This is a genomic window from Ruegeria sp. HKCCA0370 (assembly GCF_013033705.1).
Taxonomy (GTDB): domain Bacteria; phylum Pseudomonadota; class Alphaproteobacteria; order Rhodobacterales; family Rhodobacteraceae; genus Ruegeria.
Map to the genome: position 1 here is coordinate 105,454 of NZ_WQEP01000011.1, position 13,322 is coordinate 118,775.

The 13,322-nt window shown below is 58.6% G+C and carries 16 protein-coding genes; 5 read left to right on the forward strand and 11 right to left on the reverse strand.

Going from position 1 to position 13,322, the window contains the following annotated elements; translation table 11 throughout:
• The first annotated feature begins 115 nt into the window (after window positions 1-115).
• The 3 genes from GOW31_RS19235 (at window position 116) to GOW31_RS19245 (ending at window position 3,096) form a co-directional block, all read left to right on the forward strand.
• On the forward strand, window positions 116-1,036 hold the full coding sequence (locus GOW31_RS19235; protein WP_171172338.1) for a DnaJ C-terminal domain-containing protein: 921 nt from the start codon (window positions 116-118) through the stop codon (window positions 1,034-1,036).
• Window positions 1,033-1,371 (forward strand): hypothetical protein, encoded by a 339-nt coding sequence (locus GOW31_RS19240; protein WP_170345537.1) that lies wholly within the window; start codon window positions 1,033-1,035, stop codon window positions 1,369-1,371. The genes GOW31_RS19235 and GOW31_RS19240 overlap by 4 nt, the downstream gene beginning before the upstream one ends.
• A gap of 63 nt (window positions 1,372-1,434) precedes the next feature.
• Window positions 1,435-3,096 carry a U32 family peptidase gene (locus GOW31_RS19245; RefSeq protein WP_171172340.1) on the forward strand — a complete coding sequence of 554 codons (1,662 nt, stop codon included), beginning with the start codon at window positions 1,435-1,437 and terminating at the stop codon, window positions 3,094-3,096.
• Between the two features lie 6 nt (window positions 3,097-3,102).
• On the opposite strand, the gene GOW31_RS19250 is transcribed toward GOW31_RS19245, so the two are convergent.
• The 4 genes from GOW31_RS19250 to GOW31_RS19265 all read right to left on the reverse strand — a co-directional run bounded on the left by GOW31_RS19250 (window position 3,103) and on the right by GOW31_RS19265 (window position 6,160).
• Window positions 3,103-3,720 (reverse strand): cytochrome P460 family protein, encoded by a 618-nt coding sequence (locus GOW31_RS19250; RefSeq protein ID WP_171119961.1) that lies wholly within the window; start codon window positions 3,718-3,720, stop codon window positions 3,103-3,105.
• Between the two features lie 285 nt (window positions 3,721-4,005).
• A complete protein-coding gene (gene rlmN / locus GOW31_RS19255; RefSeq protein ID WP_171172342.1) occupies window positions 4,006-5,193 on the reverse strand; it encodes a 23S rRNA (adenine(2503)-C(2))-methyltransferase RlmN in 1,188 nt (395 codons plus the stop codon).
• 117 nt (window positions 5,194-5,310) lie between these two features.
• Window positions 5,311-5,481 carry a hypothetical protein gene (locus tag GOW31_RS19260; RefSeq protein WP_171119963.1) on the reverse strand — a complete coding sequence of 57 codons (171 nt, stop codon included), beginning with the start codon at window positions 5,479-5,481 and terminating at the stop codon, window positions 5,311-5,313.
• A gap of 142 nt (window positions 5,482-5,623) precedes the next feature.
• Entirely contained in the window at window positions 5,624-6,160 is a 537-nt protein-coding gene (locus GOW31_RS19265; RefSeq protein WP_171119964.1) for an invasion associated locus B family protein, read from the reverse strand.
• Between the two features lie 179 nt (window positions 6,161-6,339).
• Between GOW31_RS19265 and GOW31_RS19270 the strand changes: the two genes are divergently transcribed.
• A complete protein-coding gene (locus GOW31_RS19270) occupies window positions 6,340-7,338 on the forward strand; it encodes an asparaginase (protein ID WP_171172345.1) in 999 nt (332 codons plus the stop codon).
• Between the two features lie 4 nt (window positions 7,339-7,342).
• On the opposite strand, the gene GOW31_RS19275 is transcribed toward GOW31_RS19270, so the two are convergent.
• The 7 genes from GOW31_RS19275 to GOW31_RS19305 form a co-directional block, all read right to left on the reverse strand.
• Window positions 7,343-7,663 carry a YciI family protein gene (locus GOW31_RS19275; RefSeq protein ID WP_170345529.1) on the reverse strand — a complete coding sequence of 107 codons (321 nt, stop codon included), beginning with the start codon at window positions 7,661-7,663 and terminating at the stop codon, window positions 7,343-7,345.
• 22 nt (window positions 7,664-7,685) lie between these two features.
• Window positions 7,686-8,114: an SRPBCC domain-containing protein gene (locus tag GOW31_RS19280; RefSeq protein ID WP_171172347.1), complete on the reverse strand. Its 429-nt coding sequence runs from the start codon at window positions 8,112-8,114 to the stop codon at window positions 7,686-7,688.
• Complete coding sequence (locus GOW31_RS19285) at window positions 8,102-8,431, reverse strand: helix-turn-helix transcriptional regulator (protein ID WP_171172349.1); 330 nt, start codon at window positions 8,429-8,431, stop codon at window positions 8,102-8,104. The genes GOW31_RS19280 and GOW31_RS19285 overlap by 13 nt, the downstream gene beginning before the upstream one ends.
• Before the next feature lie 43 nt (window positions 8,432-8,474).
• A complete protein-coding gene (gene serB, locus GOW31_RS19290) occupies window positions 8,475-9,353 on the reverse strand; it encodes a phosphoserine phosphatase SerB (protein ID WP_171172351.1) in 879 nt (292 codons plus the stop codon).
• A 35-nt stretch (window positions 9,354-9,388) separates the two neighbouring features.
• Window positions 9,389-10,117: a metallophosphoesterase family protein gene (locus GOW31_RS19295; protein ID WP_171172352.1), complete on the reverse strand. Its 729-nt coding sequence runs from the start codon at window positions 10,115-10,117 to the stop codon at window positions 9,389-9,391.
• A 118-nt stretch (window positions 10,118-10,235) separates the two neighbouring features.
• Entirely contained in the window at window positions 10,236-11,831 is a 1,596-nt protein-coding gene (gene serA / locus GOW31_RS19300; protein WP_171172354.1) for a phosphoglycerate dehydrogenase, read from the reverse strand.
• A gap of 64 nt (window positions 11,832-11,895) precedes the next feature.
• Window positions 11,896-13,050, reverse strand: a complete 1,155-nt coding sequence (locus tag GOW31_RS19305; RefSeq protein WP_171172356.1) for a phosphoserine transaminase — start codon at window positions 13,048-13,050, stop codon at window positions 11,896-11,898.
• A 41-nt stretch (window positions 13,051-13,091) separates the two neighbouring features.
• Here GOW31_RS19305 and GOW31_RS21905 point away from each other — a divergent pair.
• Window positions 13,092-13,322: hypothetical protein (locus tag GOW31_RS21905; RefSeq protein WP_217356715.1), on the forward strand; the 231-nt coding region annotated here is incomplete at its 3' end.

Here is a 13,322-nt window from a genome sequence, read left to right on the forward strand (position 1 = left end):
CAGACCTGCAGGATTTTACGAAACAATTCAATCGCCTCTTTCGTTTTACCCGTTGAAATCGCATGGTAGAACACATTCATCAAGATCAGACCTGTCCCTGAGCCATGAGTGTGAGATGAGCGACGATCCCTATTCCGTTCTTGGCGTGGCCAAAGACGCCAGCGCCGCCGATATCAAGAAAGCCTATCGGCGCATCGCCAAGGAATGCCATCCGGACCTGAAGCCCGGCGATGCCGAGGCTGAGGCAAAGTTCAAAGCCGCCGCCGCCGCATACGATCTGCTGAAAGACCCGGAAACCCGTGCCCGGTATGACAATGGTGAGATCGACGCCTCGGGGCAGGAACGTCCGCAACAACAGTACTACCGTGAATATGCTGAAGCCGCTGGAAACCCCTATCGCGGACGTCAGGCAGACCCGGACGACATGTCCGACATCTTCGCCGAGTTCATGGGGGGCCGTGGCGGTTTTGGCGGCCAGCGCGGCCATGAGTTTCACGCGCCGGGGCACAACCTGAACTATTCGCTGCAGATCAGCTTTCTGGATGCCGTGTTCGGTGCCAGCCAGAAACTGACCTTGCCAGACGGCGACCGGATCGAAGTCAAAATCCCTGCAGGTATTACCGACGGCCAAACCATCCGCCTGCGGGGCAAAGGGGCCCCGGGATATGGCGAAGGCCCTCCTGGCGACGCTCTGGTAACTGTTTCGGTCGCCAGTCATCCGGTGTTTGATCGTCAGGGCGACGACATCCACATCACGCTGCCCATCAGCATTGATGAGGCGATTCTGGGCGGCAAAGTCCCCGCCCCTACGATTGATGGCGGCGTGAATGTCAGCGTACCGGCGGGCACCAGCAGTGGTAAAACCCTGCGATTGCGGGGCAAGGGTGTCAAAAAACGCGGCTCGTCCGAGCGTGGGGATCAGTTGATCGAACTGACCGTCTCGATGCCCAACAAAATCGATGACGATCTGAAACAGTTCATGGAGACCTGGCGCAAAACATACAGCTACGATCCGCGGAAAGGAATGCCGTCATGACCCTGACCGAAAAGGAACTGATCGAAACGGTCACCCGCCTGACCTCGGACCGCCTGACCGAATACCTGGCGGCGGAAATCGTGATTCCGGAACAATCGGATCAAGGGCTGGTTTATCAAAATATCGACGTCGCCCGTCTGGAACTGGCCTGCGAGTTGCACGAACAGTACGACATGGAGGCCGATGCACTGTCGATGATGATCTCACTGATCGACCAGTTGCACGGGCTGCGGGCCGAACTGCGCGAAGTTCTGAACGCGATCGAGGCGCAACCCGAACCTGTGCGGCAGCAACTGGTCAAGGTCATCGGTACAGCGCGATTCCGTCGCAGATAACGGGGTTTTGGACTCGAAACATTTGGATTAGAAGGCCGGCTTGATCCTTTGACAGGTGGCGCCATGACCCAGTCCAGATCCGAATTGCTGATGCCTGCGGGCAATCTGCGCAAGCTGAAACTCGCTGTCCTTTACGGGGCGGATGCGGTGTATCTGGGCACGCCCGATATGTCGCTGCGCACAAAATCCGAGTTTTCGCTGGAAGAGGTGATTGAGGGTGTCGAGTTCTGCCACAGCCATGGCCGGCGCGCCTATCTGACGCTGAACCTGTTCTCGCACAACAAGGACATCCCGAAGCTGGACGAATATATCGACACGGTCCGCAAAGTGCAGCCGGACGGGTTGATCATCGCCGACCCCGGCGTGTTCCAGTACGTGCGGGACCGCGCGCCGGAACTGCCGCTGCACATCTCGACCCAGGCCAATATCTGTTCCTGGCTGTCGGTGAAGTTCTGGCAGGATCAGGGCGCGGAACTGGTGGTTCTGGCACGCGAGGTTTCCTACCCCGAACTGGTGGAGATCCGCGAAAAATGCCCCGACATCAAGCTCGAGGCCTTCGTCCACGGGGCCATGTGCATGACCTATTCGGGCCGTTGCCTGCTGTCGAACTTCATGGCGGAACGCGGCGCGAACCAGGGCAACTGCGCCAATTCCTGCCGCTGGAACTATGCGCTGAAACTGCGCCTGAAGGATGGCACCCATCAGGAGTTGCGCATTACCAAGGAAAACGCCGACCTGTTCGAATTCCTGCTGGAAGAAGGCTGTCGCCCCGGTGATCTGATGCCGATCGAGGAAGACGACCGCGGTTCCTACATCCTCAATTCGCGCGATCTGTGCATCATGCCCAAGCTAGACGAATACCTGAAGATCGGCGTGGACAGCCTCAAGGTCGAGGGGCGCGGCAAGTCGGAATACTACGCCGCCATCGTCGCGCGGGCCTATCGCATGGCCATCGACGATTACTATGCCGACCCCCAGAACTGGGACCCGAAACCCTATATGCGCGAGTTGGAGACTGTGGGAAACCGCGGCTACACGCTGGCCTTCCACGAGGGGCGGCTGACCAACTACGCCCATGATTACGAGCACACGGCGTCCATCGCGCAGTGGGAATATGCCGGGATCGTCACCGAAGTGACCGAGGATGCCTTTCTGGTCGAGGTAAAGAACAAGCTGGAACCGGGCGATGTGCTGGATTTCGTCTCGCCCATCTCGCGCGAGACGGTTCTGCTGCGGGTCTATGATTTCGAACGCGCATCCGATGGTGCGCGGATGGACGTGGTGCATGGCAGCACCAAAACAGTGATCCGCCTGCCCTTCACCCTGTTCGACCACGAGGATATCGACGATCTGCGCGCCCGGTTCCCCGTCTATTCCGTTCTGCGCAAGGAACGCGCCCTGACCGACGAACACTGGAGCCGCATCCGCTTTGACAAGCTGGTGCAGGGTTTGGAAACCTCGGGCCGTGACAACCCTGGCGCCTATGCCCGCCGTCGCGACGCCTTGGTTGAAAAGATCGGCGAAGACGGTAACGAACGCCGTTTCAAAACCAACCGCATCGGCACCGAGGGTTGCTGTGGCAAAGGTTGCAACGGCTGCTTGATTTTCTGGCAGGACGACAAATACGCGCTGGCCCGTGAAGTTCTGTCAAAGCGCAAACAAGGCGAACAACTCAGCCGCCGCGAGGCGACGGAACTGAAGCTGCCGGGCGCGCAACAAGCCTGAGCCGGCTCAGTCGCGTGTTCGATACTCTTCCGGCACGTAAAACGTGTAGTCCCGATCTGCCACCTGTTCGTGGCAGACATGGCAATAGGCCACGGCACCGGCGCGGTCGCCCATAGTGTCCCCAAAGACCGAGCCGTCCGGCAAGACCATGATGTAACGCCAATCCGCCGTGTCCGGGCTGGCATCTTCTGCCAGTTTCTCCATTACGAACATAGCACCGGGATGCACGTGACCTTCATCCGTCACGGTCATGCTGTCCTTGGCAAGAACCGACCCCATGGGAAGTTCTTCACCTTCCTGCAACGTCGCGTAGTTATGCGCCATGCGATTGGCATAGCTGTTCACATACCTTTGCCCGTGGGTTGCCGAAATATAGGGCGCATCGTTGAAAAGCGGCCAGCTTTGGTAGTTGAGGATTAGGTCCAGTTGCGCCACGGCGTAGCCACGCGCCATGCGGCGATTGAGGGATCGGTAGTGTTCCAAAGCCTCTTGTTTGCTCAACTCGGCAGGGTTTTCGATTGCGATATGAGCGTCCTGGCCGTCAGCAAAGGCCAAGCCTGAACCCGAGACGATAGCAAGCGCAGCGGCACCAAAACGGATGATCGAAAAAGAACTTGCATTCATAATCGTGGCCCACCTGAAATTCAGTTCACCTGAGCGCTTTCTGCACCACTTGGAACAGTCTAGCGGAATCGCAATAACTCGCCATCTCTGACCCGGACACCTCACCGGCTTGTGCATCGAATTGAAGAGGCAAATTCAGCGACGGGCTCGAGAAATATAGCAAATTATGCATGTGGTTTCAGCATCTGAAACATTAAGTTTGAACAAAACAATTGTGACGTGCAGACAGAGCCAGAAAACACTTAAGGCGCGATCCGATCAAGCCAAGCCGAGATGGACCAAACCCTATCGGCTCAGACCCGTTTCGGCCTCGATTTGTTTGCGTGATTTGCGCGCCCGCTCGGTCGCCGACTTCAACTGACCGCAAGCCGCCATGATGTCCTCACCGCGTGTCTTGCGGATGGGCGAGGCATAGCCGGCCTGATAGATGATGTTGGCGAAGGCGCGGATGCGGTTGTTCGAGCTGCGCTTGTACGGTGCGTCGGGCCATTCGTTGAACGGGATCAGGTTGATCTTGGCCGGAATGTTGTGTCGCTTGATGTGATCGATCAGACGATGCGCATCTTCGTCACTGTCATTCACACCATCCAGCATCACATATTCAAACGTGATCCGTTCGGAATTCGAAGCATTGGGATAGCTGGCCAAAGCTGTCAGCAGTTCCTCGATATTCCAACGTTTGTTGATTGGCACCAGAACGTCGCGGGTTTCATCGGTGGTGGCGTGGAACGAGATCGCCAGCAGGCACCCGATTTCCTCGGCCGTGCGCGCGATCTCGGGCACCACGCCCGAGGTCGACAGGGTAATCCGCCGGCGTGACAGAGAAATGCCCTCGGGGTCCATGGCGATTTTCATCGCGTCGCGGACGTTTTCGAAATTGTAAAGCGGCTCGCCCATGCCCATCAGAACGATGTTCGACAGCAGGCGAGTTTCGTCCTTGGGTGCGCCGGGGGTTGGCCATTCTTCAAGATCGTCGCGCGCCATCATGATCTGGCCGACGATTTCTGCGGATGTCAGGTTTCGTACAAGTTTTTGGGTTCCGGTGTGACAGAACGAACAGGTCAGCGTACAGCCCACCTGAGACGAGATGCACAGGGTTCCGCGATCTTCTTCGGGGATATAGACCACCTCGACCTCATGCCCGCCGGCGATGCGGCACAGATACTTTCGGGTACCATCCTCGGACACCTGACGCGTCACCACTTCGGGGATTTCGATCACGAAATGCTCGGCCAGTTGTGCGCGATAGGCTTTGGCGAGATTGGTCATCTGGGCAAAATCGCGTACACCCCATTGATAGATCCACTGCCAGATCTGGCCGGTGCGCATCTTGGCCTGTTTCTCGGGCGTGCCGTGTTCAATCAAGGTGTCGCGCAACCTGTCGCGCGTAAGGCCGACAAGGTTGATCTTCCCGTCGGGCAGTTTGCGCGGGATGGTCATGACGTCTTGGGTGATCGGCGCTTTGGGCGACATTGGCGTATCTCAAAGGAATCGGGCTTGGGATGCGCCTCTATATAGGAACCTGCGCAAAGTTCAAAAGGTTTCCTAAGCCGGCAGGCCCGGCACGACGCACATGCCGGGCCTTTTTGATCAGTTTACCGGCGGCGGTGTGTAGCAATCACTGGCGTCCAGGGTCTGAACCGGATCTTCCGGGCCACATTGCTCGCCCGATATCGGATAGGAATCAGCGTTCTTCTCGCAAGCGCTCAGCACGGCGACGGATGCGGCAAGAACCAGAGTGATCCAAGTTTTCTGTTTCATCACGATGTCCTCTCTAGGTGGCTGAACCACTTAGTTCACATTGCCGAGTGCGAAACTTTGATACGGATCAAAACTGGCAGATGACCAGACGTCAAAAGCCCCGCTACGAGGCGGGGCCTTTTCAACACTCGACGCGACAAGATCAGTTGGTGCAGCGCTTCTCAGCGTCTTCAATCGCTGCGGTAAAGCCCAGCAGCGAGAAGGTGTCTTTCGTCTGCGTACCGCGCTCGGACCGGGCGGTCAGAACAGCCTCGGTTCCGCGCTTCAGGGCGGTGATGATCTTGGCATCATCCGCATCCGATGCGGCCCAGGCCCATTCGCCTTCTGTGAACAGTTCGAACTCGGTCCCGTCCACATTCAGGTTCACCGTCGAACCCGCGGCAAACGGGTAGCCGCCGGTAAAGGTCAATTGGCCTTTCACCTCGGCATTCGGGCGATAGAACACAAACAGCAGGATATCGCTGCGCCGTACGGAAACCACACGTCCACCGCGGGTGTTTACGGTTTCCTTGGGTGCCGAGACGCTCCAGCATTCGGTGGGATCGTCTTCGACAAAAACGCTCCAATCCGTTTTTGCAGCAACGCGGTTGGTGCTTGTCGCCTGTTGGGCGATTGCAGATGTTGCTGCGATGCCTGCCACACACAGGCCCGCTATTGTGCGAACGAGCATTGATCCCATTTGTCCAGCCTCCTAGCTCGACCCTTACCTCATACCCATCGGACACGTCTGCGAACCCTGCCAGTTCGTCTATTCGTTTGCGTCTTCCGATGATTGCCGACATACACACACTAACGCAGATTTCGCCACAGGCGAAAGGGCGATTGGCAGAATTTTGCGCATAAATTTCGGAGGTCCAGATGACGCAGCCCGTACCCATGACAGAACTTTGGCGCGGCCCTCTGCTGGAAAGTCTGCATCTGGGTCATGCGGTTATTTGCGATGACACGGGCCAGATCGTGCGCAGTTGGGGCGACCCGCAATCCGTCATATATCCGCGGTCATCCGCCAAGATGATTCAAGCGCTTCCGCTGGTCACATCAGGGGCGGCGGCGAAATACGGGCTGACCAGCGAACACCTCGCGTTGGCCTGCGCTTCGCATAACGGGGCGGCAATCCACACGGATCGCGTGACGGCGTGGCTGGACCATCTGGGGTTGAACGAGCACGATCTGCGGTGCGGCCCACAGGAGCCCGCCGACACCGCCGCGCGCGACCGGCTGATTTTGGCGGACGACACGCCTTGCCAGATCCACAACAATTGTTCCGGCAAGCATTGCGGCTTTCTGACTCTGGCACAGCATATGGGCGCCGGGCCGGAATACCTTGAAATTGATCATCCGGTGCAACAAGCCTGCCTGTCTGCCGTCGAAGAAACAACGGGCGAGACCAGCCCGGCATACGGCATCGATGGCTGTTCCGCCCCGAATTTCGCCACATCGCTTTTCGGTTTGGCACGTTCGATGGCTTGGTTTGCTTCAGCCGCAGACCGGTCCGACCGTTCCAGCGATGCAGCGATGCAGCTGGTTGCGGCCATGGTCAAACACCCGGAACTGGTTGCCGGTGAGACCCGGGCCTGCACCGAGCTGATGCGCGCGATGAACGGACGTGTCGCCATCAAGACCGGGGCCGAGGCCGTGTTCGTGGCCATCATCCCGGAAAAACGCATGGGCGTTGCGCTAAAGATCACCGATGGCACCACCCGCGCCAGTGAATGCGCGATTGCCGCGATACTGGTAAGCCTTGGCGTGCTGGAGGCCGATCACCCGGCCACCCGCAAATTCATGAACGCCACGCAATACAGCCGTCGCGGGCTGGAATGCGGCGTGATCAAACCTGCGACGGGTTTCCCCGACTAAGGTCCTACATCTCGATTTCGTGGATTTCGGCCACTTCAACCGAGCCTGTGCCGTTGACGACCATCGGGCAGCCTTTGGCCATCTCGGTCGCAGCGTCGATATTGTCAGCCTTGATCACCGTGAAGCCCGAGGCCGGGTTCGCGCCGCCGTTATCGACCACGCCATTGTTGCTGACGGTGTAAGACTGCCCAACCGGGTTGCCGGGGATATCGAGGGCGTCGCCCATGTTTTGAAACCAAGCCCCCCAGGCGGCCATGGTCGCCTCGATCTCGGCGGGGTCGGTCGGGGTGTGACCCCCATGATAGACAAACAAAAATTGGGGCATATCACTCCTCCCTGATGAATATCTATTTGCAAAGTGCTTCGAGTTTGCGCAGCGAAGACGTCCAACCCTGATTGTGGTTCGCGGCTGCTTCGGCATCGGCCAGTTCCCGGTGGTCCAGCACAAGGCGGGCACCGTTTTCGGTTGCGGCAACGGAAAGGGTCACATGGCTTTCGGCGCCGCGTTGATCCTGATCGTCATGCCAACCCCATGTAAAACCCACCGACTTCGGCGGGTCGACATGCGTGACGTGGCCCGAGACCTTGTATTGCTGGCCCTCGCCATTCTCCATCACCGAATACCAAGGGCCGGTGCGTGAGAAATCCAGGTTGTGTTCCGGCACGTGCATCCCCTCGGGGCCCCACCATTGCAACAGCTTGGAACCATCACTGATCCACGCAAACAGTTCTTCAGGACTGACGGGGAATTCCCGTTCCAGTTTCAGATCGGCCATGAATTCTCCCTTTCGATAATATCGCTCAGACGGTCGAGGCTGCCTTCCCAGAATTGCCGTTTGGAAATCGTCCAGTCAGCGATCGCCCGCAACCCTTCGGATCGGATGGAATACATCCGCTGTGTGCCTTGCACACGCTGCTGCACCAACCCGGCCTCGCGCAACACCTTGAGGTGGCGCGAAATCGCGGCGCCGGACATGCCGCGCCCTTCGATCAGATCACCGGCAGGCAGTTCGCCCTGCTCCATCAATTGCTCGACAATCGAGAACCGGGTGGCATCGGACAAAGCGGAAAACGTGGTCAGAAGTGTGCTCATACCCCCTTATTTAACACAAATGTTAAATAAAAGATAGCCCTGATCAGCCGCCCACGAAATCGGCGCGGCAATAGCCTTGCAGGTAAAGCAGCGCCGTCAGGTCGCCGTGATTCACCCGCACATCACATTTCGCGGCCACCGACGGCTTGGCGTGAAGGGCAACCCCGGCCCCGGCGCGGCCAAGCATGCCAAGGTCATTGGCCCCGTCACCCACGGCGATCACGTCACTTTCCGACAGGCCAAGCCGGGCCGTAATCTGCTCGAGCGCTTCGATCTTGGCCTGACGCCCCAGAATAGGACGCGCGACGTCTCCGGTCAGCTTGCCATCTTCAGCCAGCAAAGTGTTGGCGCGGTTTTCATCGAATCCCAACAGCTCTGCCACCCGCGCGGTAAAGGCCGTAAAGCCACCGGATACCAACGCTGTATAGGCCCCGTTTGCCCGCATCGTCGCCAGCAATTCCCTGCCTCCGGGCATCAGGGTGATCCGTTCCCGCAACACTTTGCCGATGACACTTTCATCCAGATGCTTCAGCAAACCAACCCGCTCGATCAGGGCGCCTTCGAAATCAAGCTCTCCGTTCATGGCGCGGGCCGTTATGTCCTTGACCCGGTCGCCAACGCCGGCCTCATCCGCCAGCTCGTCGATGCATTCCTGCTGGATCATCGTGCTGTCCATATCGGCCAGCAGCATCTGTTTGCGCCGCCCTTGCGCGGGTTGCACGATCAGGTCCACCCCCATCCCTTGCAGGTCTGCCCAAACATCCCAGCGATTGTCGGGGATGGCGCTCAACTCGAACTCTGCCGCCTCATCCGGGTTGAGCCAGAGGACCTCTCCACCGCCCCAGGCATTGCGCAAGGACTCAGCCAATGCGCTGTCCAGCGACGGCGCTGCCGGATTGGTCAGCAAAGTGGCGACATACATATTCAATCTCCAGTGTCCTACCCGAAAGGGGTGACTTAAGGGGTCAACGGTAAACGGCCCTGATCGGTCAATTCCCAGCAGGTCTGCCCTTCGAACACCGCAACACCCACCGGGCGTCCGTATCCTGCACCTGTGTCCAGATTGACGCGATTGCCATAATGCGTTGCCCGATCCACCGGAGTATGGCCATGCACGATCAGCTTGGGATGCGGGCCCGGATGGGTATGAAAATCCTGCCTGATCCAGACCAGATCGTTGGCGCGCTGCTCGTTGAGCGGCACGCCCGGGCGAATGCCTGCGTGAACAAAGGCAAGCTCGGGCGTCTGATGCATCAGAACCAGATCGCGCAGAAAGGTCCGGTGCGATTTCGGCACCGCCGCCTGCGCCATCTGATGCAGATCTTCCAGACGAATCCGGCCTTCGAATTCAACCCCATAACTGCGGAGGGTCTCGACCCCACCCAGCCTTTCATGCAGCCAATGATACCCGACAAGCAAATGCGGATCGTGACGCGGCGTATCCTCCATGAACCAGGCGAACATGCGATCGTGATTGCCCAGCAGAGTGATCCAGTTCAGGCCCGCATCGCGTCCGGCAATCAGCCGCTCGACCAGCCCGCGACTGTCCGGTCCGCGATCCACGTAATCCCCCAGAAACACGATCTGGGCATCCGGGCCGCCATCGCCCTGGATCAGAGACAGCGCGCGTTCCAGCTCGGCCACCTGCCCGTGCAGATCACCAATAACGTAGACAGGCTGTGTCATAGATCCTCCGACGGTAGGGTCAGCTCGCTTGTGCCGCATATTACGGCCTGAGAAAACACAGGACCCGGGTATTCGATCATCCGGGTCCTGCACTGTTTCTCAAACTCAACAGACCATGTCAGGTGACATCAAACTCCAACGGCTTGATCTGTGTGAACAGACCCGTTTCCGCCAGCTTGGCGCGTGCCTCAGCCGGAACCGGTTCGTCAACATAAAGCAACGCAATCGCTTCACCGCCGGCCTCGGATCGACCCAGGGTAAAGTTCGCGATGTTGACGTTGCTCTCACCCATGGTCCGCCCCAGAGCACCGATGATGCCCGGCACGTCTTCGTTGGTGGTGTAGAGCATATGGGCGCCGACCTCGGCATCGATATTGATACCCTTGATCTGGATGAAACGCGGTTTGCCGTCGCTGAACACGGTGCCGCCAATGGAACGTTCGCGCTTGTCGGTCACAACGGTGACTTTGATATAGCCTTCGAAGGCACCCGATTTGTCCTGATTGGTGGTCGATATCTTGATCCCACGCTCTTTGGCGACAACCGGGGCCGACACCATGTTCACCTCGGGGTTGAACTTTTTCATGATCCCGGCGACCACGGCGCAGTTCAACGCCGCCAGGTTCATTTCAGCGGCAACACCATCGTACAGGATATTGATCGCCTTGACCGGCTCATCGGTCATCTGGCCGATGAAGCTGCCCAGATGGCCGGCCAGCTTAATCCACGGCCCCATCACCTTGGCTTCTTCCGCCGTCACACTGGGCATGTTCAAAGCGTTCTCGACCGCACCTGTCAGCAGATAGTTCGAGATCTGCTCGGCCACTTGCAGCGCCACATTCTCCTGCGCTTCAGTCGTTGCCGCACCAAGATGCGGCGTGCAGACCACGTTGGGCAGATTGAACAGGGGGTTGTCCTTGGCGGGTTCTTCACTGAACACGTCAAACGCGGCGCCCGCAACGTGACCGGATTGCAGCGCCTCGGCCAAGGCATCCTCATCGACCAGACCGCCCCGAGCGCAGTTGATGATGCGCACGCCTTTGTTGGTTTTGGCAAGGTTTTCACGGCTCAGAATATTGCGGGTCTGATCCGTCAGCGGCACGTGTAGGGTGATGAAGTCGGCGCGGGACAGCAACTCGTCCAGTTCAACCTTTTCGACGCCCATCTTGGCGGCTTTTTCTTCGCCCAGATAGGGATCATAGGCGATGACTTTCATCTTCAGGCCAAGCGCGCGCTCGCACACGATGCCACCGATGTTCCCCGCACCAATGACGCCGAGCGTCTTGTTCGTCAGCTCGATCCCCATGAATTTGGACTTTTCCCACTTGCCCGCATGGGTCGAAGTCGAGGCCTCGGGGATCTGCCGCGCCACGGCAAACATCATTGCAATGGCGTGTTCGGCAGTGGTGATCATGTTGCCGAATGGCGTGTTCATCACGATCACACCTTTTTTCGACGCCGCTTCCTTGTCGATATTGTCAGTGCCGATTCCGGCGCGGCCGATCACCTTCAGCTTGTCGGCTTTTTCCAGAATGGTCGGCGTGACCTTGGTGGCCGAGCGGATGGCAAGACCGTCATACTGGCCGATCACCTCGGCCAACTTGTCCTTGTCCTTTCCCAGATCGGGCATGAAATCCACGTCGATGCCGCGATCACGGAAAATCTGAACGGCGGTTTCGCTGAGTTTGTCGGAAACGAGTACTTTGGGAGCCATGTTTGTGGTCCTTGAATGTATTGAGAGGTCCGGGCCGATGCTGCCCGGTGAAGATGGGATGCGATCAGGCGGCTTCTGTTTGCGCCGCGATTTCGGCCTCGAAGGCCCATGCCAGCCAAGGCAGCATCGCTTCGATATCCGAGGTCTCGACCGTACCGCCGCACCAGATCCGCAAGCCCGCAGGCGCGTCGCGATAGGCACCGATGTCCAACGCGACATTCTCGGACTCCAGCCGTTTGGCCACAGACTTGGCAAAGCTTGCGCCGTCCTGAATTCGGGCGTCGGTGAATTTCAGACAGACGGATGTGTTCGACCGCGTCGCAGCGTCTTCGGCCAGGTTTTCGATCCAGTCGTTCCGATCGCAGAACGCATGCACGGCATCGGCATTGGCGTTCGCGCGGGCAATAAGGCCCTTCAGACCGCCCACCGAACGGGCCCAATCCAGTGCAAACAGATAATCCTCAACCGCCAGCATTGACGGCGTGTTGATCGTCGCCCCCGTGAAGATGCCTTCGATCAGCTTGCCACCCTTGGTCAGGCGGAAAATCTTCGGCAGCGGCCATGCCGGCGTGTAGCTCTCCAGGCGCTCAACAGCACGGGGCGACAGGATCAGCATCCCATGCGCGGCCTCACCGCCCAGAACCTTCTGCCAGCTGAAGGTGGTCACATCCAGCTTGTCCCAAGGCAGGTCCATCGCAAAGGCAGCCGAGGTTGCGTCGCAGATCGTCAGACCCTGACGATCATCGGCGATCCAGTCGCCATTCGGCACGCGCACGCCCGAAGTCGTGCCATTCCAGGTAAATACAACGTCATTGGCGAAATCGACCGATGCCAGATCCACGATCTGTCCGTAATCGGCAGTCTTCACCTCGGCGTCGATCTTAAGCTGCTTGACCACATCGGTCACCCAACCGGACCCAAAGCTTTCCCACGCCAGCATCTCGACCTTGCGTTCGCCCAATAGCGACCAAAGAGCCATCTCAACCGCGCCCGTGTCCGAGGCGGGAACAATGCCGATCCTGTAATCTGCCGGAATGCCAAGCACCTCGCGCGTGCCTTCGATGGCCGCTTTCAGCTTGTCCTTGCCAACGGCGGCACGGTGCGAACGTCCCAAGGCCGCATCGACCAGTTTGGTCAGATCAAATGTGGGGGGTTTGGCGCAAGGGCCCGAGGAAAAACGCGGATTGGCCGGCCGCGTCGCCGGTTTTTGAGTGCTCATCTGTATTACCCTTCCAGATACACGCCCCTCGTTGGGGAGGGGTGTCCCACGCACAGAGCTATGAGCCCTTCGCACGCGCAGCAAGCGAAAAAGACGCTTCGCTGGGTAAAAACGACATCCCAAAAGGGCTCAAATCAGAACAGGAGTTTCCGATTGGCGAAAAAACCCCGCCGAAACTCGGCGGGGTTTTTGATGCTATTCCGCGGCGTCTTCGTATGCGTCCATTGGGGGGCATGTGCAGACGAGGTTTCTGTCACCATATGCGTTGTCGA

Coding starts and splice junctions, on each gene's coding strand:
- serB (WP_171172351.1), bottom strand. CDS start 9,353: ATGTATGTCGCCACTTTGCTGACCAATCCGGCAGCGCCGTCGCTGGAC.
- GOW31_RS19270 (WP_171172345.1), top strand. CDS start 6,340: ATGACGCAGCCCGTACCCATGACAGAACTTTGGCGCGGCCCTCTGCTG.
- GOW31_RS19305 (WP_171172356.1), bottom strand. CDS start 13,050: ATGAGCACTCAAAAACCGGCGACGCGGCCGGCCAATCCGCGTTTTTCC.
- GOW31_RS19250 (WP_171119961.1), bottom strand. CDS start 3,720: ATGAATGCAAGTTCTTTTTCGATCATCCGTTTTGGTGCCGCTGCGCTT.
- serA (WP_171172354.1), bottom strand. CDS start 11,831: ATGGCTCCCAAAGTACTCGTTTCCGACAAACTCAGCGAAACCGCCGTT.
- rlmN (WP_171172342.1), bottom strand. CDS start 5,193: ATGTCGCCCAAAGCGCCGATCACCCAAGACGTCATGACCATCCCGCGC.
- GOW31_RS19280 (WP_171172347.1), bottom strand. CDS start 8,114: ATGGCCGATCTGAAACTGGAACGGGAATTCCCCGTCAGTCCTGAAGAA.
- GOW31_RS19285 (WP_171172349.1), bottom strand. CDS start 8,431: ATGAGCACACTTCTGACCACGTTTTCCGCTTTGTCCGATGCCACCCGG.
- GOW31_RS19240 (WP_170345537.1), top strand. CDS start 1,033: ATGACCCTGACCGAAAAGGAACTGATCGAAACGGTCACCCGCCTGACC.
- GOW31_RS19295 (WP_171172352.1), bottom strand. CDS start 10,117: ATGACACAGCCTGTCTACGTTATTGGTGATCTGCACGGGCAGGTGGCC.
- GOW31_RS19260 (WP_171119963.1), bottom strand. CDS start 5,481: ATGAAACAGAAAACTTGGATCACTCTGGTTCTTGCCGCATCCGTCGCC.
- GOW31_RS19235 (WP_171172338.1), top strand. CDS start 116: ATGAGCGACGATCCCTATTCCGTTCTTGGCGTGGCCAAAGACGCCAGC.
- GOW31_RS19275 (WP_170345529.1), bottom strand. CDS start 7,663: ATGCCCCAATTTTTGTTTGTCTATCATGGGGGTCACACCCCGACCGAC.
- GOW31_RS19265 (WP_171119964.1), bottom strand. CDS start 6,160: ATGGGATCAATGCTCGTTCGCACAATAGCGGGCCTGTGTGTGGCAGGC.
- GOW31_RS19245 (WP_171172340.1), top strand. CDS start 1,435: ATGACCCAGTCCAGATCCGAATTGCTGATGCCTGCGGGCAATCTGCGC.